This is a genomic window from Maribacter halichondriae (genome assembly GCF_027474825.1).
Classification (GTDB): Bacteria; Bacteroidota; Bacteroidia; order Flavobacteriales; family Flavobacteriaceae; genus Meishania; species Meishania halichondriae.
Genome location: NZ_CP107030.1, coordinates 410,709 through 435,443 on the forward strand (window position 1 = coordinate 410,709; position 24,735 = coordinate 435,443).

Genomic DNA, 24,735 nt, shown 5'->3' on the forward strand with positions numbered 1-24,735 from the left:
ATCGCGCAAAGCTATTTTGAATTCCCTTTCCAAAATCAATCCTAATCAGCTTAAAGCAGCTCAAATACAAGGAGTTACAAATTAAATTTGAAGGCTAAAATCAGGTCTTAAAAAATTAGGCAGTTTCCAAAAAAATTGTAGATTTGTGTTAACCACTAAATTAAATAAACACGTACGAAATGAAGACCATAATACAAATTGTACTTTGGATTGCCTGCATCGGTTTAGGATACATGATTTATAACTCGATTACTGGCCCGATTAAGTTCAATGATGAAAAACAGGAACGTTTTTCAAAAGTTATTTCGAACTTAAAAGACATCAGAAGTTCTCAAGAGGCCTATAAAACCGTCAATAAAAGATACGCCAAAGATTTTGAAAGCCTTATTAGCTTTGTGGATACCGGAAAATACACCATTACGCAACAAAAAGATTCTTCGTTCATGCGTTATGACAAGGCATATCAAATCGACCTTCAGGTGGACACAGTTCTAATAGATACTTTAGGTTTTGTAGCTGTGAAAGATTCACTTTTTAAAAATGATGATCGTTACAAAAGCATGATGAACGTGCCGGGAGCGCCCAATGGCGAAAAATTTGAGATGAAAGCCGATATTATCGACAAAAGTGGTTACAGGGCACCGGTTTTCGAGGTAAAGGTGGCCAAAAGCGTTATTTTGCACGATCAGCCTGCGGATCTTTTGGCGAGGGAAAATGCACAGATCAGTGTTGAAGAGGTTAACGGAAACGAAATAAAAGTTGGCTCGATGACCGAAGTAAGTACGAGCGGAAACTGGCCTCCGATCTATGACAAAAAAGGTGACGAAAACTAATATCGAAGCGTCAAAAGAAAATTTTCAAAAACTGTCCATTCAAGTGAGCTTGAATGGACTTTCTTTTGTATCGTAGACACGGTCAGTCATGCTGTCAAAATGTTGGAGAGTACTATTTTTGCCAAGGAATTGACCCCTATGATCTTCAAGAACACTTGCAAGAATTTTTAGAGAAACACAAGATTGATAAAAGAAGTTTCTCAGAAGTTATCGTTGTACACCGAAACAATTTGTTCGCACTGGTGCCGCAATCACTTTTTGATGATTCTCAATTAGCGAACTATCTTAAGTTCAACACGAAGATATTGGCCAACGACCATATTGTCTACGATGAAATTAAAAATCACGATATTTTTACCGTCTATGTACCCTTTGCCAATATCAACAATTACATTTTTGACCTATACGGCGAATTTGATTTTGAACATCATAGCACCGTAATGATACATTCTTTGTTGAACGCCAGTAGCAATGAACTTGACACCATAGGCTATGTTCATGTGGGACGGCAACAAATGGATATTACCATTATTTCCAATAAGCAACTACTGTTATACAATACTTTCGCTTTTGTGACCAAAGAAGATTTTATCTATTACTTACTTTTCACTTTGGAACAATTGAAGCTCAACCCAGAGCATATTTCATTAAAGCTTTTCGGCGCCATAGAAGAGGACGATGAAATTTATAAACTTTGCCATCGCTATGTAAAAAATGTTGTGATTTCAGTTCCACCGGTAAATACATATCCCATTTTAGAATCCGTTGAGGAGTCTATAGATTTCACGTTGTTAAGCACTTTATAATGCGTATTATTTCAGGAAGCCATAAGGGAAGGCGAATCTTTGCGCCAAAAAACTTGCCCGTGCGGCCTACTACAGACATGGCCAAGGAAGCACTTTTCAATATTCTGAACAACCAATATTATTTCGCGGATTTGAAGATCTTGGACTTGTTTTCGGGTACTGGCAATATTGCCTTTGAATTTGCCAGTCGCGGCGCAAAGGAAATTACATGTGTCGATAGTCATCAAGGTTGTGTTCAATTTATTTCCAAAACCTCCGAGGAACTTGATCTCGGCATTTTGGCGATGCGGAATGACGTATTTACCTATTTGGGGCGGACCAAAGATCAATTCGATTTGATTTTTGCGGACCCACCTTACGATATGTCTTTGGAGGATTTCGAGAAGATTTCTAATTTGGTTTTCCAAAATAACCTATTGAAAAAAGAGGGCTCCTTGATTATTGAACATTCAAAACAGATGGACCTCTCTCATTTGTCAGGCTTTAAAGAGCAACGTAAATATGGAGGTAGTGTTTTTAGCTTTTTCAGTATTACCGGCAATGGTGATTAGAACCAAGGTCACAAAGAAAATTAACGCGCTCGAGAGAACGATGATATAGTAAAAAAGCAGGCCATAAGCCGGATTCTGTCTCCACTAAAAACGGATCCCTATCATTTATCTAGGTCTTTGGTCGCCCAAAGACTCGAACCGCCTACCCTTCGGCTCGGGCGTGCAGCCCTCGAACACCGATTTACATGACGTTTCACCACATAGAGTTTACCTGATTTCACTACAGCCGAACTGTACTTGCTTTCTGTTGCACTTGTCCTGTCCCGCCCAGGGCGGGACGACGGGCGTTACCCGCTATGTTGCACTATGGTGTCCGGACTTTCCTCTCCCCGCCAAGGCGGGCAGCGATAGGGCGGCCTGCTTCCGCAAAGTTAGTGCAATAAACAGAACCAGCTAAGAATTTAATTTCCATAGAATTACCTGGATTGCTTTTTATCCCTAATTTTTCCTTTTTAGCCCAATCTAGACAGCAAATAAAAATTATCCACTATTTTGACCTTCTTCAATGAATCAATAATGATTAAATTTTTAAGACAGCACTATCTCTTTTTCAAGAATTCAAAAAAGCCATTTATGTACCCAACATAATCGGTATTCTAACCTTTCTTATTGTATTATTTTTCGGAAGTGTTCTGACCTACTCCGATCAAAAGATTTCCTCTGTTGCCTTTATCGTGCTTTTTATGGTTTACGTTAGTCAGTTCGTCTGTCGTATTGCCCTACCCTTAATTTTTAAAAACATTTTCAAATATGATACATGGACAATTGGCAAAGAAATAATTTGGCTTTTCTCTGAATTGATTTTAGCTATTCTATTAGGATACTTTCTTTTGAAAATCATTTGGCAAATACCTATAGGAGAACGATTGAACATAACGTTGCAAAACGTTATTAGAACAGTGTTGGCTCTTCAATTGTTTATCGTTCCCTTATCTATTTTTATTAAGAAGGAAATGGTTCTTCAAAAACATTTCTACCATGCAAAACACCTGAATATGATTCTAATCAGGTTTCATACCGGTTTCAAAGAAGCGAAAAGCGAGAAGATTCTAGTTTTCAAATCAAATGATAGTCAAGAAGATTTGAAGGTCAATGCCATCGATTTGCAATTGATACATGTAACCGACAATAATATAGAAGTATTCTATTCGCTCAATGAAACCAACCAAAAGGTTTTATTGAGAAATACGTTAAAATCTGTGATTGACTCAATTCAAGGTGTTGATTATCTTTTTCAATGTCACCGATCGTATATTGTAAATCTTCGCAAGGTTACCTCTATAAACGGAAACTCGCGAGGTTATAGAATTAACTTCAAAAATCATGATGAAGATATTCCTGTTTCTAGAAGCAAGGTTGGGGAATTCAACGAATTAGTCTCTAAGCTTACGGAAAATTAAACGTGTATTTCCACCCTAAAACATCCCATTAATCCCTTTCGGTTTGAGTGGGCCATACTATTTCATTACCTCATGCTTTTAAATGAAGAGACTATGAATACAAAAAAATTAAAATTGTTTATGACCCGGGGGTGCTTTCAATAGCCATAATTCTTTCTGTTGGTATACTATATGAACAGGTGATACGTATAAAAACACGGCAGATTTTTCCACCTAAAGGCTCAATTATCCATGTTGGTGACCAAAACTTTCATGTCAATATCGAAGGGAACAAAACCTCTTTACCTACCGTAATCTTTGAATCGGGATATTATCCAACAGGAGGCAGTTCATTAATTTGGGAAAAAATACAAAACGAGATTTCAGAACATACAAAAACCATTTCGTATGACCGTGCCGGTATTTTAGGGAGCGAACCTTCCAAAAATGAGCTCACCACTGATCGAATTCTTGAAAACTTCCATGGTATTTTGAAAAAGGTCGATGGGGATGGCCCTTATATTATTGTGGCCCACTCCATATCAGGAATGTCAGCTAGGGCATTCACGGCCCAATATCCGGAAATGGTTTGTGGTCTCGTTTTGATAGATGTTACGCATCCTGAGGCGTATGAAAAAATACCAAAAGAAATTCTCGGAAACCAATCTCCAAGAAATCTTACATGGATCAAGTTTTTATCTTTTATCGGCTATCTCAGACTGACAAATTCCTATCGATATCCTGCTACCAGGGCAAATGATTCGATTAATATCATCAGCAATGCTTTTTTTCCGGAAAAAGCAACATCTATTGCCGAAGAGAAGAACCTTAAGATGGAATGGTCAGAAAAAATAAAAAATAACCGCTTTTTAGGAAACTTACCTATAAGAATTATTTATGCAGGTGGAGAAAAAGTAATCAGTGGCTTTCCCTCAAGAAAACAAGGGGAACTGTATAATACTATTTGGGAAAAACTACAACAAGATATGCCGACTCTATCCAATGATACAGAATTAATAGAAGCTAAAAAAAGCGGCCATTATATACCTTTGGAGCAACCTGATTTGGTTACTAAGACCATCTTAGATTTACTTAGACAAATTGAGGACGAATAGTTCTAAAAATAATGTTTCTTGAGAGCTTTTGGCACCTGTTAATAAATAGAGGTAACTTAACGATTCTGACCAACATTTATAGTCCGCAATTTTTATATTTGTACAAAGACCGGAAACATAGTTAAACGCTTAGCCATTGGAACCCTTTATCGTATCGGCAAGAAAGTATCGCCCCCAGACATTCAAAGATGTCGTGGGGCAATCCTCCATTACCAATACGTTGACCAATGCCATAGAGCACGATCATTTGGCTCAGGCACTATTGTTTACCGGACCACGCGGTGTTGGCAAGACCACTTGCGCCAGGATTTTGGCCAAACAAATAAATTCGGATGGCACGGAACGTGAAGATGAAGATTTTGCCTTCAATATTTTTGAACTAGATGCCGCTTCGAACAATTCGGTCGACGACATCCGAAACCTGATAGACCAAGTTCGTATTCCGCCGCAAGTCGGCAAATACAAGGTATATATTATAGACGAGGTTCATATGCTCTCGCAATCGGCCTTTAATGCCTTTTTAAAAACCTTGGAAGAACCGCCCAAGCACGCCATATTCATTTTGGCGACCACGGAGAAGCATAAAATAATCCCGACGATACTTTCGCGGTGCCAAATCTTCGATTTCAAAAGGATTACCGTCAAAGATGCCGCAGAATACTTGAAATACATCGCAGAAAACCAAGGAATCGAGGCAGAAGCGGATGCCTTGCACATCATTGCCCAAAAAGCAGATGGTGCCATGCGAGACGCATTATCCATTTTTGATAGGGTCGTGAGTTTTTCAGGAAAAAAATTGACACGAAAGACGGTTACCGAAAATTTGAACGTACTCGATTACGATACCTATTTTGAGGCCACGGATCTCATTCTGAAACATGATATTCCCGGATTGCTATTATTGTTGAATAAAACATTGGCACTAGGTTTCGACGGTCATCATTTTATTATTGGCCTGGCATCCCATTTTAGGGATTTAATGGTTTGTCAGCATACGAGTACGATCGAATTGCTCGAAGTTGGGGACAATGCTAAAAAGAAATATACGGAACAAGCAAAAAATACTACTAGTTCGTTACTGTTAAAAGCCTTGGACATCGCAAATGACTGCGATCTCAAATACAAAACGAGCAAAAACCAAAGATTGTTGGTTGAACTTACCCTGATGAAACTCGCCTCTATAGATTTTGATGGCGAAAAAAAATCCTGAATCAATTGCTTTAGCGGACTCCGAAGTTGAGTTTATTGCTCCGGCGTCTTTTTATAAGAATAACAAATCTCCAAGACCAACCTCAAAAGATGGAAGTTCAGAGCAGGTTATAACCGAAAAAGTAAATCCACAAACAATTCATTCGGATGGGACTTCAACTGACGAAACTTCAATTGAAAATGCTTCGGTCAGTAATCAGCAGTCCGGCCAGTCCATAAATCTAGAGATCAACGAAGTTGCTAACGAAATCGAAAATGAAATTGAGGTAGTCGAACCTATTTCCGTGGCAGAACCTATTTCAAAAATAGCTCTGCCAAAAATCGATGTGAAAATCAAAAGTGATGTCGATAAGGGTATGGCCGTTCGGTTAGCCGAAAAAAGGATCTCCGGGCTTTCCATATCAAGTTTAAAGGCAAAAAAAACACATGAACTAAATAAAAAAGATAAAAGTGTTGACCCGGCAAAACTACCGAGGGAATCTTTCACTGAGGAAGAAATGCAAAAACACTGGGCCGATTTTGTAAAAAAATTGGATGAAGACGGGCGTAAAATCTTGGCCTCCAATCTACATACCGATGTTCCTAAATTACAAGACGATTCCGTGATTTGGATAGAGATGCCGAATAGCACCATGAAAAAGGAAATTGAACGCGAGCAGTTCGACCTCATGGAACATTTACGGCAAAAGCTCAACAATCATTTAATAGAACTGAGAATCACCGTTAACGAAGAAACCGCCAAAAAGTTCGCTTTCACTCCTGAAGAAAAGTATCAAAAGCTACGGGAAAAGAACCCTGCCATCGATATTTTAAGAAAAGAATTCGATTTAGACCTTTGAGTTTTTGTGCGAAAAATGAATCCAGTACGCATAGACGAACATGACCAAGGCAATAATTAAAAGGCCTATGGCCTCTCTACCTTCCTCTATATTATTGATATCACCACCTTCGAGATCGAAACCTTGAAATTTTTCAGGAAAGACATACCAACATCCCAATATAGCCATAAGTCCGAATAGAAAAGGTACGATGGCACGCACTTTATTCAAAGCGAATACGAAAGAGACTATTGCGGCAACTAGATAAATCAATATCCAGACCATCGGATCGGGATCGTTGTATTGAAGCACAGCGGAAGTCAAACAAAGTATTCCGAATAACCATCCAAATAATTTAAAGAACAGACCCATAGTATTGCCCAATTTTGATTGCGAGTAATTTCACGCTATTTTTACAAATCTAAACAATAAAAATATGTTAGGCCTGAAATTACCGACAGACCCTCGATGGGTCAATATTGTTGAGAAAAATATCGATGAGATCTTGACAGATCATGCATACTGCGAACAAAAGGCGGCAAGTACGGCGATTTCCCTCATTGTCAGTTTTCCGGAATACACAAATTTGGTGGAAGAGATGATCGCCTTGTCTAGCGAAGAAATGGGTCATTTTAAGATGGTGCACGATCGTATTGTCGACCGAGGAAAAACATTGGGTCGTGACCGAAAAGACGAATATGTTTTAGAGCTTATTAAATTCTTTCCAAAAGGCGGTAGCCGTGTCACTCAATTGGTTCATCGATTACTATATGCCGCTTTGATCGAAGCTCGAAGTTGTGAACGATTTCGACTGTTATCGGAACAATTAGCTGATAAAGAACTTGCCGAATTCTACCATAAACTCATGGTCAGCGAGGCGACGCACTATACGATGTTCTTATCTTTTGCACGAAAGTACGGCAATCGAGAAGAGGTCGATAAAAAGTGGAAAGAATTGCTTGAGTACGAAGGCAAAATCATGCAAAATCTAGGCAAAAAAGAAACCATTCACGGATAATTTTCTTCAGTACAAATTTAATCTATCAAGCTTTTTTTCGGTCTTTTTAGAAGAAATCAGCGATGCCTTAAGTTTTAGGAATCGATTTCCTTATGGTTCAATTTATCCAAGTAGTAGTCATACATGGCAAATTGAGAGCGTAATTTGGGTTTTCCATTATTTTTTCGATAGGCATTATCTTGCTTTTCCGAAAAAATCCGAGCCTTCATATTATCGTTCCAAGAAATTTCAAACGTATCTATCAATTCTTGTTTTATCATCGGGTCATAGACGGGGCATCCGACCTCGACGCGATAGTCAAGATTTCGGGTCATCCAATCAGCCGACGATATGTAGACTTTTGAATCTCCGTTATTCCCGAAAATAAATACTCTTGGGTGCTCCAAAAATTTATCTACGATACTTATGGCCTCGATGTTTTCGCTCATTCCTTCTACGCCAGGTACCAAACAGCAAATACCACGCACAATAAGCTGAATCTTGACGCCTGCCCTACTCGCTTCGTAGAGTTTGTCGACCATCTTGTACGACGTAAAGCTGTTCATTTTAATTTTGATATAGGCCTCTTTGCACGCTTTGGCGTTTTCGATTTCCTGATCGATCAACTTTTTGAATGCCTTGACCGTATAGTGTGGAGAAACTATCAAATGTTTGTATTTGTTTATCTTGAAGGTGGTCTCAAAAAAATCAAATACTTTGTTCAGTTCCTTTAATATAGGTTCATGGGCGGTGAACAAAGTATAGTCCGTATAAATGCGCGCCGTAGATTCATTAAAGTTTCCTGTACTTATAAAACCGTAACGCTTAAGCACATCGCCTTCTTCCCGCTCGATTACACATATCTTACAATGTACTTTAAGGCCTGGCACCCCAAACTTCAATTTAACTCCTTCGGCCTGTAATTGTTCGGCATATTCAATATTGGCGCGTTCATCGAATCTCGCCTGAAGTTCTATTTGTACGGTTACCTGTTTTCCGTTCTTTACAGCATTTATCAAAGAGGCGGCCACTTGCGAATTGTTCGCCAATCGATATACCGTGATCTTAATACTCCTCACTTTTGGATCAAGTGCCGCTTCCCGTAAAAATTTTATCAGATATGAAAATGTATGGTAAGGGGTGTACTGCAAAAAGTCACGTTTGGCGATATGCTCAAAAAGACTTCCTTCTAGACTAAGTCCTTTTACCGGCAAAGGCACTATTTTGTCGTAGAGCAAATCTTGTCTGCCCAGACTCGGAAAGCCCATATAATCGCGTCTATTATGATATCGGCCACCGGGTATTACACTATCGGTATCCTCAATATTCATTTTATCCTTCAGGAATTTCAGGGTATCCTTACCAATGTTTTTATCGTAGACAAAACGTACAGGGTCACTGATCTTGCGATGCTCGACACTGGACGAAATTTTCTCGATGAAACTTTTGCTCAGGTCGTTGTCGATATCAAGCTCTGCATCGCGGGTAATCTTTATCATGTGTGCAGAGATCGACTCGTACTCGAACATGGTGAAAATGCTACGAAGACAATAACGGATAAGGTCGTCCAACATGATGATATAGCTCTTATCACCTTCTTTAGGCAACTCGACAAAGCGATCAATTCCTTTGGGAATTTCGATCAACGCATACCGCTTCTCTCTTATTCTTGAGTTACCATTGCCCAAAATGACCATTCTAACAGCTAAATAGGCCGCTGTATCTTTCAAAGTAGGAAATTTTGTTAAATCGTTTAGGATGATGGTCATCAGCTGTGGACTGACCTTTTCAACGAAATACTGTTTAACAAAATGGGCCTGACTATCTGAAAGTTCGGTTTCTCGTAAGATAAAGATGTTCTTGGTCTCTAGTTCGTCCTCTATGTTCTTGAGTATGCCAAGGCTTTTCGTTTGTTGCTGTATACAGATTTTGGTAATCTGCTCAAGTAGGTCTTTGGCCACCTCACCTCCTAGAACGCTTTTTCCTGTCTTTCCGACTTCAACGATTCGCTTGACCGTTGCATAACGAACCTTGAAAAATTCATCAAGATTGTTGGAGAAGATTCCCAAAAATCGAAGTCGCTCTATTAGGGGCACATTCTTATCGGCACTTTCTTGCAATACCCGTTCATTGAACCATAGCCAACTGATTTCGCGATTTACATATTGATTTTTGGTTTTTATCATCCTCTCAATTGTTTTGGGAATATCATTTGTTTCGTTGTTCCTTTTGATATGGATTTCCAATCGGAAACATCAAACTCCAAATGCACGACACCACTGGTCGGAACGTTTTCAATATAGGTATTTCCCAATGAATTGGCAAGATGCGTAAAAGCATGATTGTGTCCAAAAACCATCACGGTTTCTAAATGATCATCCAATGCTTTGGCAAAGTGTAGCACGTCATCTCCTGAAAAATCATAAAGCCCATCGGAGACCTGAAATTTATCAAAAGGAAACTGTAATTGTCTCAAAAAAACCATACACGTATGCAGAGCCCTATTGGCTGGACTTGAAAATATCGCATCTATTTTCACATTGTGGCCATTGAAGACCGAACTCACCAAAAGGAGTCATTGATGCCCCTTTCCGACAACGGTCTATCTTTATCGCTTACCGAATATTCCCAAGACGATTTTGCGTGACGTACCAGAATTAGTGTTTTCATGTAACATAAATTTAGTGTACCGAGGATTCATTGATAGGATGATCCAAGATTCAAGTCCATAAATACTAAAATCGAAATTCGAACTCTTGAACTTTAAACCTGAGATTTTGAACCTTTTTAGGGCGCAAGCCGTTCCATCTTCCAATCGAAATCATCTTGTAAGGTATACCTTAGTCTATCGTGTAGACGATTTGACCGACCCTGCCAAAATTCAATGGAAACGGGCTTTACGATATAACCGCCCCAATATTTTGGCCTTTCAATTTCTTTGCCTTCATAGTATTTTTCAAGTTCCGCGAGTTTTTCCTCTAGAACATCTCTTGATGAAATTACCCTGCTTTGGTCAGAAACTATGGCACCCAATTTGCTCCCATCAGGACGTGATTCAAAATACCCATCGGAAAGGTTTTCAGCAATTTTTTCGGCCGTTCCTTTGATTATTATCTGTCTTTCCATGGTGGGCCAAAAGAAAGAAAGGCACACCTGCGGATTTTTTGTAATTGCCCGACCCTTTTCACTTGTATAATTGGAATAGAAAATGAACCCTTCATACGTATATTTTTTCAATAGCACCACCCTACTTTTGGGATATCCATCCAAACCTAAGGTCGAAACGGTCATCGCGTTAGGCTCATCGATACTTTCCGAAGCCTCAACCTCATAAAACCATTTTTGAAAAAGCTCCATAGGGTTTTCGGAAACCGAATCTTCGGTAAGGGCACTTTTTTCGTAGGATTTTCGGAAATTACCCAAATCTTTTTGCATGATACCTATTCTAAAGTTCAGAAAAGTAAAGTTCAGGAAAAGATGGGAGAATGTGAAGTGCCTTGCTATTTAAATCTCGAAGATTTTTCCGTCGTCGGCCAATTCGACATTTTCAAAAACCGTTTCCGCCTCATCCTTAAATAATGCTATGGATTTATATCTGGTAGAATAATGCCCTAAAATAAGTAGGCCGACTTTTGCCGATTTTGCGATTAGTGCCGCTTCTTTTGCGGTACTATGTTTTGTTTTCGTAGCGAGATATGCTTCAGACTCAAGAAAAGTCGATTCGTGGTACAACATATCGACACCTTCGACATATTTCACAATCGTCGGTTCGTAACCCGTATCACTACAATACGCATAACTTTTTGGTTTAGGCGGTTCAAAGGTCAGCTGACTGTTTTCAATCACCTTGCCGTCATCAAGAGTCACATTCTTTCCGTTTTTTATATTTCGAAAATAAGCCTTGTCGATTTTGAACTCGGCGACCGCCTGAATATTTAATTTACGCTGCGCTGGCTTTTCACGAAAAAGAAAGCCATTCGTATAAATACGATGGTTCAAGGGGATAGTGGAAACCTCAACTTTTGCATCCTCAAAAATCAATTCAGGTGCGGTCGAAGTGAGTTCGTGAAAAAGCAAAGGATAATCCGTCCAAGAATTTCCTAGCTGTAAGAGTAAGGTTATGGCTTCCTTAATACCTTTTGGGCCGTGTATATGTAGTGGTTTTTCCCTTCCCAGCAGTCGAAAGGTAGAGACCAAGCCCGGAAGTCCGAAAAAATGGTCCCCGTGCAGATGCGAAATAAAAATATGATTGATCCGTGAAAACTTGATCTTATTTTTGCGCAACTGAACTTGTGTACCTTCGCCACAATCGATTAAAAATACATGATTTCTGATTTCCAGAACCTGCGAAGTAGGGTTGGTCGACGTTCGCGGCGTAGCGGCGTAGCAACCTAGAATATGGAGTTTCATACTTCTGTTTCTAGGTTTGTCGTTTATAGTTCAGTGCCTCTTCCGGAGAAAACTCACTTTTGAAGGAAAAAGCATAAGGGGTTTCACCATATTGGTTCAGATAATTTAATCGCGCTTTTGCATCTTGCGGTGTGGGATCATATCCATTCCGAACATACCAAAGTGCCATATGCATATCGGTCATTTTCTCGAACCATTCTTTTCTTCTTTTGAAAATTTCAACATGATCCAATGAATAGGTGAAGTCAAAAAGAGATTTTTTATCCTTCCATACAGACATATTTATAATCATGAAATTATCGTTGAAAACGTTTATGGAAGCCGCGTTGTCGTTTTCGTCCTTTAACCGCCAAACAAAACCTGGGCTGCGCTCCGCCAGTGTATTGATCCTATCAAGATTATTCACAAAATCGGCCATAATCGGATCATCTATAGGGGTAAGCATTCGAGCGATATTGATTTGGGCAAAATAGTAGCTCATAGGTCCAAATCGCGTTCTATCTCCTCCATCTCGATAATGTCTCGTGCCTCTTGAATGGTCGGCACCACGCTGATCTCATCAGGAACTTCGTCGTACGAAACTTTATCGGTAACGATAACAAAGGATTTCTTCGTACTTCGATGTGCATTGGAAAGTTCCAAAAATTCCAGAACATCGTTGGAAGTCAATTTGGTAAAAGAAAAAAGATTGATAATAATACTGTCATTTTTAATTTTTGGGTACCCCCCTTTAAATTATCCAAGAACTTTTGAAGCGAAATATTTTCTTGAAAAACGATGGTCGTACCGTTGTTGGAATCAAAAATCATATCAAACTATTTAATTTTAGAGGCCAATAAATAAATGACGGCCATTCGAATAGCCACGCCATTTTCTACTTGATTCAATATAATGGATTGTTTGGAATCGGCCACGTCACTTGTTATCTCGACTCCACGGTTTATAGGACCTGGGTGCATAATAACGATTTCTTTGTCAAGACTGTCCAAGAGTGCTTTATTTACTCCGAATTGCTGGGTATATTCCCTTGTCGTCGGAAAGTAATTGATGTCCAACCGTTCATTCTGTATTCGAAGCATATTGGCGACATCACACCAGTTCAAAGCCTTTCTCAAATCGGTCTCGACTTCGACACCCAACGATTCGATGTGTTTGGGCAACAAGGTTTTTGGCCCGCATACTTTAACGTTCGCGCCTTGAAGTTTCAGGGCGAAAATATTCGACAACGCCACTCTTGAATGCAAAATATCACCTACAATTACCACATTTTTACCGGCTACATCATGTAATTTTTCACGAATGGAATACGAATCTAAAAGTGCCTGGGTCGGGTGCTCATGGGCCCCATCACCAGCATTTACAATAGATGCGTTGACGTGTTTCGACAAAAAAATACCGGCACCTGGGTTTGGGTGACGCATGACCACCATGTCGACTTTCATCGAAAGTATATTGTTTACCGTATCGATAAGGGTCTCACCCTTTTTGACCGAGGATTGTGAGGCGGAAAAATTGAGAACATCGGCAGACAATCTTTTTTCGGCCAATTCAAAAGAAAGCTTGGTACGTGTACTGTTTTCGAAAAAGATATTGGCAATGGTGATGTCACGTAACGAAGGAACTTTCTTTATCGAACGATTGATGACTTCCTTGAAATGATCGGCAGTTTCAAAAATGAGTTGAATATCTTTTTTATTCAGATATTTAATTCCCAATAAGTGTTTTACACTCAGTTCACTCATTTATCAGTTGTTTATCAAATAAATAACGTCTTCCCCATCATTTTCCTTCCACATGACCTTGACTTTTTCGTCGTTTATGGCGTCGACCTGCCGGCCCCTATAATTAGGTTGTATGGGTAAATGTCTACTAAATCGCCTATCGATCAGTGTCAACAGTTCTATTTCGCTGGGTCTTCCAAATGATTGAATGGCGGTCAAGGCGGCTCGTATACTCCGACCTGTATAAAGAACATCATCGATCAGTACCACACGCTTATCCTCGACCAGAAAATCGATTTTGGTCTGGGTGGCTTCCAAGGTCTTGTCACCACGCCTAAAATCATCTCGGTAGAATGTAATATCGAGAAAACCTACCTGTATTTTTTTTACGCCGTATTCTTCCTTTAAAATTTTGGTCAACCTATCGGCCACGAATATCCCCCTGGGCTGAAGGCCAATGAGCACTGTATTTGAAAAGTCAAGATGATTTTCAAGAAGTTGGCAAGCCAAACGATGGAGGATGATGTTTATTTCTTTTGAGGAAAGCAAAACTTTTTGACTCATATCCGGGCCATCAACACTTTTGAAGTACAAAAATAGGGATTTCCTATTAAAGTATGGGGAATCAATTCCAATTGAATATAATAGAATACTTTAGGATCTGTATATATTCAAATCTAAATAACTGTTTCTGAATTTTCCTTCGGGGTCATAGTGCTTTATCAACCGCATGAATTCGGGAAGCTTTTCATATCTCGAATGCAATGTGGAAGGTGAAATCTTAAAAATTTTTCCCAATGCAGGCGGGCGCCAAAGGGCTCAAGAACACCTTCGATTTCCGAATAATACAATAAAAAAAGCCCTGATGTTTATCAGGGCTTTTGAGATAAGATGACAAGAAACCTACTGCTTCTTTTTTAGAACCAGCTTCCATTTTATCTTTCAACGCTTGTAATGCTTCGTTGGCATCGCCCAAAGTTGGCTTAGCCTCATCTGCACTTGCCGCTTGTCGTTTGACAGCTGCCTTTACATTACGTCTTTCTTCTTCTCTAAAAATTGCCGTATGGCTGGCAACGACTCTTTTGAAGTCTTTGTTGAATTCGATAATCTTGAATTCAGCTTCTTCGCCTTTACCCAATTTTTTACCATCTTCCTTCTCCAAATGACGTTGCGGCACGAATGCGGTAATGTCATCGTTGAAATCAATAGTAGCACCTTTATCAACTATTTCGGTGATAGCTGCTTTGTGAATGGTATCTACGGCAAACTCATTCTCATACTTGTCCCAAGGGTTGTCAGTAGTCTGCTTATGGCCCAAGCTTAGCTTACGACCTTCGACATCCAATTCAAGTACCTCAACTTCCAAGGTTTCGCCCACGGCGGTAAACTCCGATGGATGCTTTATTTTCTTGGTCCAAGATAAATCGGAGATATAAATCAATCCGTCAATTCCTTCCTCCAATTCAACAAAAACACCGAAATTGGTAAAATTTCGTACAATACCCTTATGTCTTGAACCTACTGGATATTTCGTTGTAATATCAGTCCATGGATCCGGAGTCAATTGCTTGATACCCAAAGACATTTTACGGTCTTCACGATCTAAGGTCAATACTACTGCCTCTACCTCGTCGCCTACTTTTACAAAATCTTGTGCAGATCGTAAATGTGTCGACCAAGACATTTCGGAAACGTGAATCAAACCTTCAACACCCTCAACAACTTCGATAAATGCACCATAATCGGCAATTACGACTACCCTACCTTTAACTTTGTCTCCTATTTTGATTTCATCGCTCAACGCATCCCATGGATGTTTCTCCAATTGTTTAAGACCTAATTGAATCCTTGATTTGTTCTCGTCGAAATCGAGAATTACAACGTTCAATTTTTGGTCAAGTTCTACAACCTCGTTCGGATGGTTGATCCTGCTCCATGACAAATCCGTAATGTGTACCAAACCATCTACGCCGCCCAAATCGATAAAGACTCCGTATGAAGTGATGTTCTTCACAACACCTTCCAATACTTGACCTTTCTCCAATTGGCTGATAATCTCTTTTTTCTGCTCTTCGATATCAGCTTCGATAAGCGCTTTGTGAGATACAACAACGTTTTTGAATTCATGGTTGATCTTGACCACCTTGAATTCCATGGTTTTATTGACATACTGGTCGTAATCGCGAATAGGCTTCACATCGATTTGAGAACCTGGCAAGAAAGCCTCGATTCCGAATACATCGACAATCATACCTCCCTTGGTTCTGCATTTTACAAAACCGCTCACCACTTCTTCTTTGTCATGGGCCGCATTTACGCGATCCCAAGCCATAATGGTTCTTGCCTTTCTGTGCGAAAGTACCAACTGACCACTTTTATCTTCTCGAATATCGATAAGAACCTCGACCTTGTCACCCACCTTTAAATCAGGGTTGTATCGAAACTCGTTCAACGATATTACACCTTCCGATTTTGCGTTGATATCGATGATAGCCTCCCTATCGGTAAGATATACCACGGTACCTGTAACGACCTCTTCATCGGCCGTGTCCACAAAGTTTTTGGCTACCAGGGTTTCAAATTCCTTTAACTTGGAATCATCCACCTTCTCGATACCTTGCTCGTACTTGTCCCAATCGAAATTTTCCAAAAATTCTTTTGGGTCTTGAGCCGGAGTTTCCGTCTTTACTTCTTTTGTTTCTTGTTGCACTTCGGCAGTCTCTACTACCTCTGCAGTTGTTTTTTCTTCAGCCATTTGCTGATGTTAATTTGTATTCCGTGATATTACAAGAGTTGTGCAAAATTCCCGGAAGCTATTAGCACTATTTTTTGTCGTCCTTTTTCCTCTTGATTATTTGCAAAAAAGGAGTGCAAAAATACGATTAATAAATGGTTTTACAAACCGTTGAAACAACGGTTTTAATTTGAGAAGGAGTATTTCACGGAATTTGCCCTAAAATATTGCAAATATCACTATCTTACGCACTGAAATATTAACCGTTTAAATTTTAATTATTATGAGTGTCAAAGCAAAGTATCAACCCGTTTTGAACCTTGGTGAGCAATTGGGCATCAAAGATGGCAATGTAACCGAAGAAGGTGGGGTTTTGAAAATAAAAGGTGTGGCCAATACACAATATGAAAAAAATCTTTTATGGGATAAAATAAAGGAAGTGGGTGGTCAGAGCCCTTCCGATCTTAAAGCAAATATTACCGTTGCCGATGATTCAGTATATCACAGACATGTTGTAAAAAGTGGTGAATCGTTAAGTAAGATTGCAAAACACTACTATGGTGATGCCATGAAGTACAAGCAGATTTTTTCTGCTAACACCAATATTTTGAAGAATCCTGATGTGATTCATCCTGATCAGGTCTTGGTTATTCCAAATCCGTAAGCAGAGTTATTTAATATTAAAAAACGGGCGTTAAATAACGCCCGTTTTTTTATTGTTAATGATGCGAAGTGCATAATTGTACATGCGTTCGAATTGTTCTTTAAGTCCCATGTCGCTGTTATCAAATTCTATGGCATCTTCTGCCTTTCTCAACGGGGAAAATTCTCGCGTGGAATCGATACGATCCCGATTTTGAACATTCTTCAATACGTTTTCGTAGGAGACTTTTTCACCTTTATCAAGCAACTCCTTATATCGCCGGTATGCCCTTTTTTCCGGTGAAGCCGTCATGAAAATTTTCAGCTCGGCATCGGGGAAAACAACCGTACCAATATCGCGACCATCCATTACGATACCTTTTTCGGCACCCATATCTTTTTGCATATCAACCAGCATATGGCGCACCTCCTCAATTTCAGCAACGCGACTTACATTTTCGGAAACTTTTAAAGTACGTATTTCATTTTCGACATTTTCACCGTTCAAGAGCATTTCGGAATATCCTAATGTTTCATTGTATTCAAACCTTAAAACTATTTTAGGTAATAATTTTACCAAGGCATGAATATTCTCTCTTTCATCACCTACGAATCCATTACGCATGGCAAATAAGGTAACGGCCCTATACATCGCCCCCGTGTCGACATAGATATAGCCCAGTGCTTTTGCCAATTGTTTGGCAATCGTACTTTTACCTGTTGACGAATAACCGTCTATGGCTATGGTGATTTTTTCCATGAGTTAAAAATACTCAGAAATAAACAGGGAACGTAATATGGGCAAATATATCTTAGCCCATGCAGCCCCTAAAGCTTTTTGGCGTTTTTTACTTTTTGCTTCGTTATGGCCGCCTCAATGACTTCGTGCATATCGGCTACATAATGGAAGACAAGACCTTTGAGGTATTCCTGTTTTATTTCAAGAATGTCTTTTCTGTTATCCTCACAAAGTATGATCTCTTTGATACGCGCTCTTTTGGCGGCTAGAATCTTTTCCTTTATTCCCCCGACCGGCAATACTTTTCCTCGTAAGGTAATCTCTCCCGTCATGGCCAAACTCTTTTTCACCTTGCGCTGGGTAAATAGGGAGACCAAGGAAGTTAACATGGTAATACCTGCACTCGGGCCGTCTTTAGGGGTAGCACCTTCTGGCACATGTATGTGTACATTGTATTTCTCAAAAACTTCGGGGTCAATCTCGAACCGATCTGCGTTCGATTTGATGTATTCCATGGCGATGGTGGCCGATTCTTTCATCACCTTTCCTAAGTTACCTGTGATGTTCAAATTTCCTTTTCCTTTGGAAAGGATTGATTCGATGAACAGAATATCGCCCCCGACGGTTGTCCATGCCAGACCGGTCACGACCCCCGCAACATCATTATTTTCGTATTTATCGCGCTCCAATCTCGCCGGGCCTAAGATCTTTTCCACGTCTTCATTGCTTACTTTGATATCGTATTCTTCTTCAATGGCAATTGACTTTGCTGCATAACGCACCATTTTGGCAATCTGTTTTTCAAGGCCCCGCACCCCCGACTCTCTTGTATAACCTTCAACTATTTTTTCCAACTGCCGTTTCCCTATTTTCAAATCTTTTGCTGATAGGCCATGCTCTTTCAGTTGTTTAGGCAATAAATGTCTTTTCGCAATCTCTACCTTTTCCTCAATGGTATATCCGGTAACGTTAATAATCTCCATTCTATCACGCAGTGCAGGCTGAATGGTCGATAGATTGTTTGCAGTAGCTATGAACATTACCTTGGATAAATCATAGCTCATTTCAAGAAAGTTGTCGTGAAAATCCGAATTCTGCTCTGGATCTAGCACCTCAAGCATAGCGGATGAAGGGTCGCCTTGGTGACTGCTAGAAAGTTTATCGATTTCATCAAGAATAAAAACTGGATTCGAAGTTCCTGCCTTTTTCAAGCTTTGAACGATCCTGCCCGGCATGGCGCCTATATAGGTCTTTCGATGCCCTCGTATCTCGGCTTCATCGCGCATTCCCCCTAATGACATTCTTACATACTCTCTGCCCAAGGCTTCGGCTATGGACTTACCCAGCGAAGTTTTACCAACGCCCGGAGGTCCATACAGACAAATAATAGGCGATTTCATATCATTTCGAAGTATCAGAACCGCCAAATATTCGATGATCCTCTTTTACATCTTCCAAACCATAATGATCACGATCCAAAATTTTCTCGGCCCTTTTTAAATCGAATTTATCCTTTGAAAATTCATTCCATGGCAGATCCAAAAATAAATCGAGATAATTTCTTTGAATGGAATACTCGGCCACCTGTGGATTCATTCGTTGAATCTTGGCAAGCTCTTTTTCAAAATGTTCTTTGACCTTTTTGTTCCATTTTTTCTTTTTGGCCCGAATCCGCATTTCGTCAATTTCCTCATCGTAAGAACCGCCACCCAGTTCTTCTTGTATGGTCTTCATCTGCTGATGCAGAAAATATTCACGTTGCTGCTGGTCAAGATCACTTCTCACCTTGGATTGAATGTCATTTTTGAGCTCCAGTTTTTGTAGCTCGACATTCATGTATTTTAAAGTGGCCAGGGCCCTATCTTGTAAATTCGCGATTTCTAGAAGGTCTTGTTTGTCCTTAACGTCCAAGTTAAGGTTCGACGAGACAAAATTGATCAAGAAAGAATTGCTCTGTATATTCTTTATGGCAAAAGATGCTTCACTCGGTATATTCGGGTTATCCCTGATAATCTTTAAGGCCAAATCTTTAATGGATTCTATAATGGCCAAGAATTCCTTACTGGTCTGATCTGGCCGTATTTCTTCAGCTTCCCGAACCGTAGCGGTCATATATGGTTGCTCTGTAAGTACTTCGGCAATTTCGAAGCGTTTTTTTCCTTGTATTATTACCGTTGTATTGCCATCGGGCATTTGTAATACTCTCAAAATTCGTGCAACTGTACCCAAAGTATTGATATCGCTCACCCCAGGATTTTCGGTTTCCTCATCCTTTTGGGAAACGACTCCAATTACTTTTGAACCGTTATTGGCATCTTTGATCAAATTAATCGACTTATCCCTTCCTGCTGTGATAGGAATGACCACTCCCGGAAAAAGTACCGTATTTCGCAAGGGCAAAATAGGCAGGGTTTCCGGAAGTTCCTCATTGTTCATATGTTCTTCGTCCTCTGGAGTCAACAACGGAATCAATTCTGATTCTTCGTCAATACTTTGCAAAGACATATTGTCAAAATTTGAAAATTTGGAATCTCCCATATATATTTTTTCGGCCATAATGTCATAAATATGACATTTACCATTTTATTATAAACTATTCAATCCATCAAAAGCCCTATTCTCATTAAACCTTTGTCATTCGGGCATTCTCGTTCTACACACAAAAACAATTGTTGTGCCATTCACAGCATGAAAAAGAAAAACCCTTTCAGAAACAAACTGAAAGGGTCTTAAAAAGACAATTTAAAATAATCTTACCTTTTCTTTATTATTTTACGGGTAATTACTTCCCCGTTATCAAGGGTTAACTTTATAATATACATCCCTGGTGGAAAATTACTCATGTCGAACGTTAGACTACTCGAATGATCTTCTGTCAATATCTCCGATATCAAGGTCTGCTGCTGCATATTACTCAGTATAACACTTAAAGGCCTACCTTGTAAGGTTTGAATATCCATGGTAGCCTGATCCATAGTTGGATTTGGATACACCGCGAACTCATTCTTTACCGAATGATAATTCTTAAAATCTCCTTGAAACTCATCTAAAGGCGAAGATTTTCCGGTTCCAGGTTTGGAGACATCGAGTGTCAATGTCGTCTTACAACCTTCAGAAGACCTAAGTACGTATACACCTGAATCAGCATCCGTTACGTTTCTCAAGCTATAGTTGTCAGCCACTTGTCGTCCATCCGGAGTGGTAATCGTTAGACCGATATCGTTCGGCAGCATACTAAGCAATAAATCGGTTCCCGCATCGACTTTTAGATAATTCTGACCACTTTTCCAGATACCGTCGATGCGATATTCGGGAATTATACTTTCAGCTGTGCAGTTCACCGAGCCATTGACCGTAATATCTAGTGTAGCGGAACAACCTTCCTCAGAGAAAAAGGTATAGATTCCGGCTTGCTCCAATTTTATACTCCGCATGGCATAATTATCGGAAACTAAAGTACCATCTGGCCTTACGATGGTCAGTCCTACATTTTCAGGGAGCATACTCAGTACCACATCCGAACCTTCGTCAACAATCAATGTATTTTCACCGTTGGACCAAATGCCATCTATACGATATTCAGGTATAACACTATCTTCCTCGCATTCATCCACAACATTGACTTCCAGGGCTTTACTACAACCTTGGGACGATGTTAGAAGATACGTTCCGGCTTTGGACAAGGCAAAATTGCTTATTTTATAATTGTCTTCAACAATGGTCCCGTCAGGTAAGGTAAGGGCCATCGCTACTCCATTGGGCAACATACTAAAAATAACCTCAGAACCTTGGTTTATCGTTATAACATCTTCCCCATTCGACCATTTTCCATTGATACGGTATTCAGGGATCAATATTTCATCACAACTTGAAGTACCCTCGTTCACCGTCAAATTAATTTCAGTGGTACAGCCTTCTTCAGAAGTCAGTATATAGGTACCGTTGTTTGCGGTCGTTACAGCGCCCAAACTATGTTCATCACCTACAACTTCGCCACTTGGCAACGTTATCTCAAGTCCGATATCTTCAGGATACATACTAAGAACCACTTCGGCACCAGGTTGTACCGATAGATTATTGTAACCCTTGAACCATGTTCCGTTGACTTGGTACTGAGGCACTATGCTTCCCGTGGGACACGTATCGCCATCTGAAATCACAAAAATTTCAAAAGCCCTTGAACAACCATCGTTACCGGTTATTCGATAAACGCCTGCTTGGTCTGGATTGATGATTCCGAGGTCATAAGATCCTGAATGGACCGTACCGTTTGGCAATGTAATGGTGTAAGTACTTCCGAGCCCCCTTTTTCTTATTTGAACCGAAGTGCCTTCGTCTACAGTTATCCTAGAATCTCCTGAAATCCAATTAATACCGTTCAAGGAGTACTCCATACTTATATCGGCATCCGAGCAGTTAAAGTTTTGAGACCATACGGCAAGTTTGCTAGAAGTGCTATTGCCGGCTGCATTGAAATTTCCACCTACATAAAGGTCATTCCCGTTGGCGGAAAAATATATGCTATTTACTTGGTTATCCGTACCTACATTTTTAGAGGTTCCTAATGCTTCAAAACCGGATGATTCACTCCACCTCGCCATATTATTCATAACGTAGTTAGACTCAGTTACGTCAGAGACCGTTTCAAAATTTCCTCCCAAATAAATATAAGTACCATCGGTTGCAAGTGCGTTTACGTTACCACTGGTACCATTGCCCAGTCCTTCCCAACTCTTAGACGTTATATTCCAGCGGGATATCCTGTTTACCGTTTTGCCACCGGCAAGGGTGAAATTTCCACCAGCGTAGATATATCCTGATTGTACCAAAATAGCCTGGACAAAACCACTTGTGCCTTCGCCTAACGTATTCCAGCTACTACCATTCCATGTAGCGATCCGATTTGCGGTCTTACCTCCTGCGCTATCGAAATTACCTCCGACTATAAGCTGTCCATTATGTAAGGCAACAGATCTAATTTCATTGTTCGTACCACTGATCAAAGTACCCGAATCGCTCAATGGAGACCATCCATTTTTCCATTTTGCAATATTGTGGACGATTATTCCCCCAGCGTTCTCGAAAGCTCCACCTGCATAAACATTGTCATTCTGGTCGATAATTATTTTGGCCACGGAACCATTTGTTCCCGTACCCAGGGGCGACCAGTTAGAACCATTCCATACCGCAATATTTTTGGCTTCTACACCGCCAATATTCGTAAATTCGCCGCCAGCATAAAGATTTCCATTGGATGCTATAGCCAACGCATTTACACTGCCATTGGCACCGCTAGAGAGTGTCTTCCACCCTTCATTTTTAGTATATACAGCTATATTGTTGGCTGCAATGGAGCCAGCCGTAGAGAAACTTCCCGCAACAAATAAATCGTCACCTGAAGTAATTACCGCCTCGATATTTCCATTCGTTCCATTTTCAATATCTTGCCAAGATCCGATACCATCGACGACTGTATTCGACGGGTCCGTATTTTCATCACCCCCGATGATTTTAAAAATTTTTGCTGAGTTTCCGTAACCGCTGAAATAAAGCTCACCGGATTCGTCCAGGCCAAAACTTGAAACATACTCTCCATTGGTTCTAAAAAGTAATTTAGATGTGGCCGAATTATTGCCAGAATTGTAGTCGAGTGACCAAACCCTTCCGGAAACATAATCCCCATAGATATATTTTCCCTGTAAATCAGGATTATTACTCGAACCCCTATATACATAACCTCCTGTTATTGATAAATCGCCATTATTATGGTTATATTGGTAAATCGGTCCAATTTGGGGGTTTGTGGCCAAACCTGTTGAAGTATTATAGTCTGCATTTGCCTCATATCTATTCCAACCGTAGTTACCTCCTTTTGAATCAAGTTGATTTCTTCGAATTCCCCTTGGCCCACATCAGCGCCCCACATGATATTAGTACTTGTATCAAAGGAAAATTTCCACGTATTTCGAATACCCCATGCATAGAGCTCATCCATTCCGCTACTTCCCACTCGAGGGTTGTCATTGGGTATCTCATAATTGCCATTGGGGAGGTCAGGATTGGATTCCAAAGGATTATTTCCATCCACATCTACATCGATTCGCAGTATACTTCCAAAGGGATTATCAAGATTTTGGGCATTTCTGTTCGGATCGCCGCCGCCGCCGCCATCACCAAAAGAAGCGTAGAGATAGCCGTCTGGGCCAAACCCGATTTTACCACCATTATGATTCGAATGTTCTTGATTTTTATCGAAACTCAAAATTTCCAATCTACTTGAGACATCGGCTTGATCGGAATTATTGGAACTAGCATTATATCTAGCGATAACAATTTCCACACCTACATTGGCCACACTGCTATATCGGGTATAGTAAACATAGAAGTAGCCATTTTGGTTATACTCGGGATGAAAGGCAAGACCTAAGAGGCCTATTTCCTGACCGAATGAAAAGCTTACTTCATTGGTCAAATCCAAAAAAACTTTTTGTTGGGAAGTATTAGGGTCATTATCGAAAACCTTGATTTTTCCCGATTGTTCAACTACGAACAACCTATTGCTGGAATCACCAGCATTCTGAATTTCAACAGGAAACTCAAATGTCAAGTTTTGAAACGCCTCTTGATAGGTTACCGCTTCTTGGGCAAAAGTCGTTAAACAAAAGGCAATAAAAAGTAGGCATAAGTAGGTAATTTTCTTCATAAATTTTGGGGATCAAATTTATTCAAAGTAAACGGTCTATTTCGCTTAAACGTACCTTTACTACGTTTAATTACATAA

The 24,735-nt window shown here is 40.0% G+C and carries 21 protein-coding genes, 1 other RNA gene and 2 pseudogenes; 8 read left to right on the forward strand and 16 right to left on the reverse strand.

The genetic code is table 11. The features are described from left to right. The first annotated feature begins 179 nt into the window (after window positions 1-179). Genes N8A86_RS01880 through N8A86_RS01890 form a run of 3 tightly spaced genes read left to right on the forward strand, consistent with a single transcriptional unit; the run spans window position 180 to window position 2,190 of the window. Entirely contained in the window at window positions 180-833 is a 654-nt protein-coding gene (locus N8A86_RS01880; RefSeq protein ID WP_273567528.1) for a hypothetical protein, read from the forward strand. Window positions 834-886: 53 nt separating this feature from the next. Further along, the gene (locus N8A86_RS01885) at window positions 887-1,639 is read left to right on the forward strand and encodes a DUF3822 family protein (RefSeq protein ID WP_273567529.1); all 753 of its coding nucleotides are present in this window, start codon (window positions 887-889) and stop codon (window positions 1,637-1,639) included. Beyond that, entirely contained in the window at window positions 1,639-2,190 is a 552-nt protein-coding gene (locus N8A86_RS01890; protein WP_273567530.1) for an RsmD family RNA methyltransferase, read from the forward strand. Before N8A86_RS01885 ends, N8A86_RS01890 begins: the two co-directional genes overlap by 1 nt. 49 nt (window positions 2,191-2,239) lie before the next feature. Here N8A86_RS01890 and rnpB read toward each other — a convergent pair. Continuing rightward, window positions 2,240-2,554, reverse strand: an RNA gene (gene rnpB / locus N8A86_RS01895) — RNase P RNA component class A. 631 nt (window positions 2,555-3,185) lie between these two features. Here rnpB and N8A86_RS01900 point away from each other — a divergent pair. The 3 genes and pseudogenes from N8A86_RS01900 (at window position 3,186) to N8A86_RS01910 (ending at window position 6,732) form a co-directional block, all read left to right on the forward strand. Next, window positions 3,186-3,590 carry a LytTR family DNA-binding domain-containing protein gene (locus tag N8A86_RS01900; protein WP_273567531.1) on the forward strand — a complete coding sequence of 135 codons (405 nt, stop codon included), beginning with the start codon at window positions 3,186-3,188 and terminating at the stop codon, window positions 3,588-3,590. 179 nt (window positions 3,591-3,769) lie between these two features. Then, window positions 3,770-4,684, forward strand: coding sequence for an alpha/beta fold hydrolase (locus tag N8A86_RS01905; protein WP_273567532.1), 915 nt, complete (start codon window positions 3,770-3,772; stop codon window positions 4,682-4,684). Between the two features lie 136 nt (window positions 4,685-4,820). Next, window positions 4,821-6,732: pseudogene (locus tag N8A86_RS01910) on the forward strand (DNA polymerase III subunit gamma/tau). Here the strand turns inward: N8A86_RS01910 and N8A86_RS01915 are convergent. Then, window positions 6,721-7,083 (reverse strand): transmembrane 220 family protein, encoded by a 363-nt coding sequence (locus N8A86_RS01915; protein ID WP_273567533.1) that lies wholly within the window; start codon window positions 7,081-7,083, stop codon window positions 6,721-6,723. The pseudogene N8A86_RS01910 and the gene N8A86_RS01915 overlap by 12 nt on opposite strands. Before the next feature lie 64 nt (window positions 7,084-7,147). Here N8A86_RS01915 and N8A86_RS01920 point away from each other — a divergent pair, with 64 nt between their 5' ends. Then, the gene (locus tag N8A86_RS01920; protein ID WP_273567534.1) at window positions 7,148-7,729 is read left to right on the forward strand and encodes a MiaE family protein; all 582 of its coding nucleotides are present in this window, start codon (window positions 7,148-7,150) and stop codon (window positions 7,727-7,729) included. A gap of 74 nt (window positions 7,730-7,803) precedes the next feature. Here the strand turns inward: N8A86_RS01920 and ppk1 are convergent, their stop codons facing one another. From ppk1 to rpsA, 10 genes are all read right to left on the reverse strand, one after another. Continuing rightward, entirely contained in the window at window positions 7,804-9,894 is a 2,091-nt protein-coding gene (gene ppk1, locus N8A86_RS01925; protein ID WP_273567535.1) for a polyphosphate kinase 1, read from the reverse strand. Continuing rightward, window positions 9,891-10,274 (reverse strand): SixA phosphatase family protein, encoded by a 384-nt coding sequence (locus tag N8A86_RS01930; protein ID WP_337251718.1) that lies wholly within the window; start codon window positions 10,272-10,274, stop codon window positions 9,891-9,893. Before N8A86_RS01930 ends, ppk1 begins: the two co-directional genes overlap by 4 nt. A gap of 221 nt (window positions 10,275-10,495) precedes the next feature. Beyond that, window positions 10,496-11,143, reverse strand: coding sequence for a pyridoxamine 5'-phosphate oxidase (gene pdxH / locus N8A86_RS01935; RefSeq protein ID WP_273567536.1), 648 nt, complete (start codon window positions 11,141-11,143; stop codon window positions 10,496-10,498). A 69-nt stretch (window positions 11,144-11,212) separates the two neighbouring features. Continuing rightward, window positions 11,213-12,118 (reverse strand): ribonuclease Z, encoded by a 906-nt coding sequence (locus N8A86_RS01940; RefSeq protein ID WP_273567537.1) that lies wholly within the window; start codon window positions 12,116-12,118, stop codon window positions 11,213-11,215. A gap of 10 nt (window positions 12,119-12,128) precedes the next feature. Continuing rightward, complete coding sequence (locus N8A86_RS01945) at window positions 12,129-12,599, reverse strand: DUF3291 domain-containing protein (RefSeq protein WP_273567538.1); 471 nt, start codon at window positions 12,597-12,599, stop codon at window positions 12,129-12,131. After that, on the reverse strand, window positions 12,596-12,787 hold the full coding sequence (locus tag N8A86_RS21335) for a hypothetical protein (RefSeq protein WP_337251719.1): 192 nt from the start codon (window positions 12,785-12,787) through the stop codon (window positions 12,596-12,598). Before N8A86_RS21335 ends, N8A86_RS01945 begins: the two co-directional genes overlap by 4 nt. Window positions 12,788-12,933: 146 nt before the next feature. Then, window positions 12,934-13,860: an aspartate carbamoyltransferase catalytic subunit gene (locus tag N8A86_RS01955; protein ID WP_273567539.1), complete on the reverse strand. Its 927-nt coding sequence runs from the start codon at window positions 13,858-13,860 to the stop codon at window positions 12,934-12,936. 3 nt (window positions 13,861-13,863) lie between these two features. Further along, a complete protein-coding gene (gene pyrR / locus N8A86_RS01960; protein WP_273567540.1) occupies window positions 13,864-14,403 on the reverse strand; it encodes a bifunctional pyr operon transcriptional regulator/uracil phosphoribosyltransferase PyrR in 540 nt (179 codons plus the stop codon). Between the two features lie 90 nt (window positions 14,404-14,493). Then, window positions 14,494-14,637, reverse strand: coding sequence for a D-arabinono-1,4-lactone oxidase (locus N8A86_RS21940; protein ID WP_430682176.1), 144 nt, complete (start codon window positions 14,635-14,637; stop codon window positions 14,494-14,496). After that, window positions 14,621-16,594, reverse strand: coding sequence for a 30S ribosomal protein S1 (gene rpsA / locus N8A86_RS01965; RefSeq protein WP_273567541.1), 1,974 nt, complete (start codon window positions 16,592-16,594; stop codon window positions 14,621-14,623). Before rpsA ends, N8A86_RS21940 begins: the two co-directional genes overlap by 17 nt. Window positions 16,595-16,856: 262 nt before the next feature. Here rpsA and N8A86_RS01970 point away from each other — a divergent pair, with 262 nt between their 5' ends. Beyond that, window positions 16,857-17,237, forward strand: a complete 381-nt coding sequence (locus N8A86_RS01970; protein ID WP_273567542.1) for a LysM peptidoglycan-binding domain-containing protein — start codon at window positions 16,857-16,859, stop codon at window positions 17,235-17,237. A 30-nt stretch (window positions 17,238-17,267) separates the two neighbouring features. Here N8A86_RS01970 and cmk read toward each other — a convergent pair whose 3' ends face one another. The 4 genes and pseudogenes from cmk to N8A86_RS01990 all read right to left on the reverse strand — a co-directional run bounded on the left by cmk (window position 17,268) and on the right by N8A86_RS01990 (window position 24,657). Next, window positions 17,268-17,975: a (d)CMP kinase gene (cmk, locus tag N8A86_RS01975; protein WP_273567543.1), complete on the reverse strand. Its 708-nt coding sequence runs from the start codon at window positions 17,973-17,975 to the stop codon at window positions 17,268-17,270. 68 nt (window positions 17,976-18,043) lie between these two features. Beyond that, window positions 18,044-20,492: pseudogene (lon, locus tag N8A86_RS01980) on the reverse strand (endopeptidase La). 215 nt (window positions 20,493-20,707) lie between these two features. Further along, window positions 20,708-23,764 (reverse strand): T9SS type A sorting domain-containing protein, encoded by a 3,057-nt coding sequence (locus N8A86_RS01985; RefSeq protein ID WP_273567544.1) that lies wholly within the window; start codon window positions 23,762-23,764, stop codon window positions 20,708-20,710. Beyond that, window positions 23,698-24,657 (reverse strand): PQQ-dependent sugar dehydrogenase, encoded by a 960-nt coding sequence (locus N8A86_RS01990; RefSeq protein ID WP_273567545.1) that lies wholly within the window; start codon window positions 24,655-24,657, stop codon window positions 23,698-23,700. The genes N8A86_RS01985 and N8A86_RS01990 overlap by 67 nt, the downstream gene beginning before the upstream one ends. Window positions 24,658-24,735 lie beyond the last annotated feature (78 nt).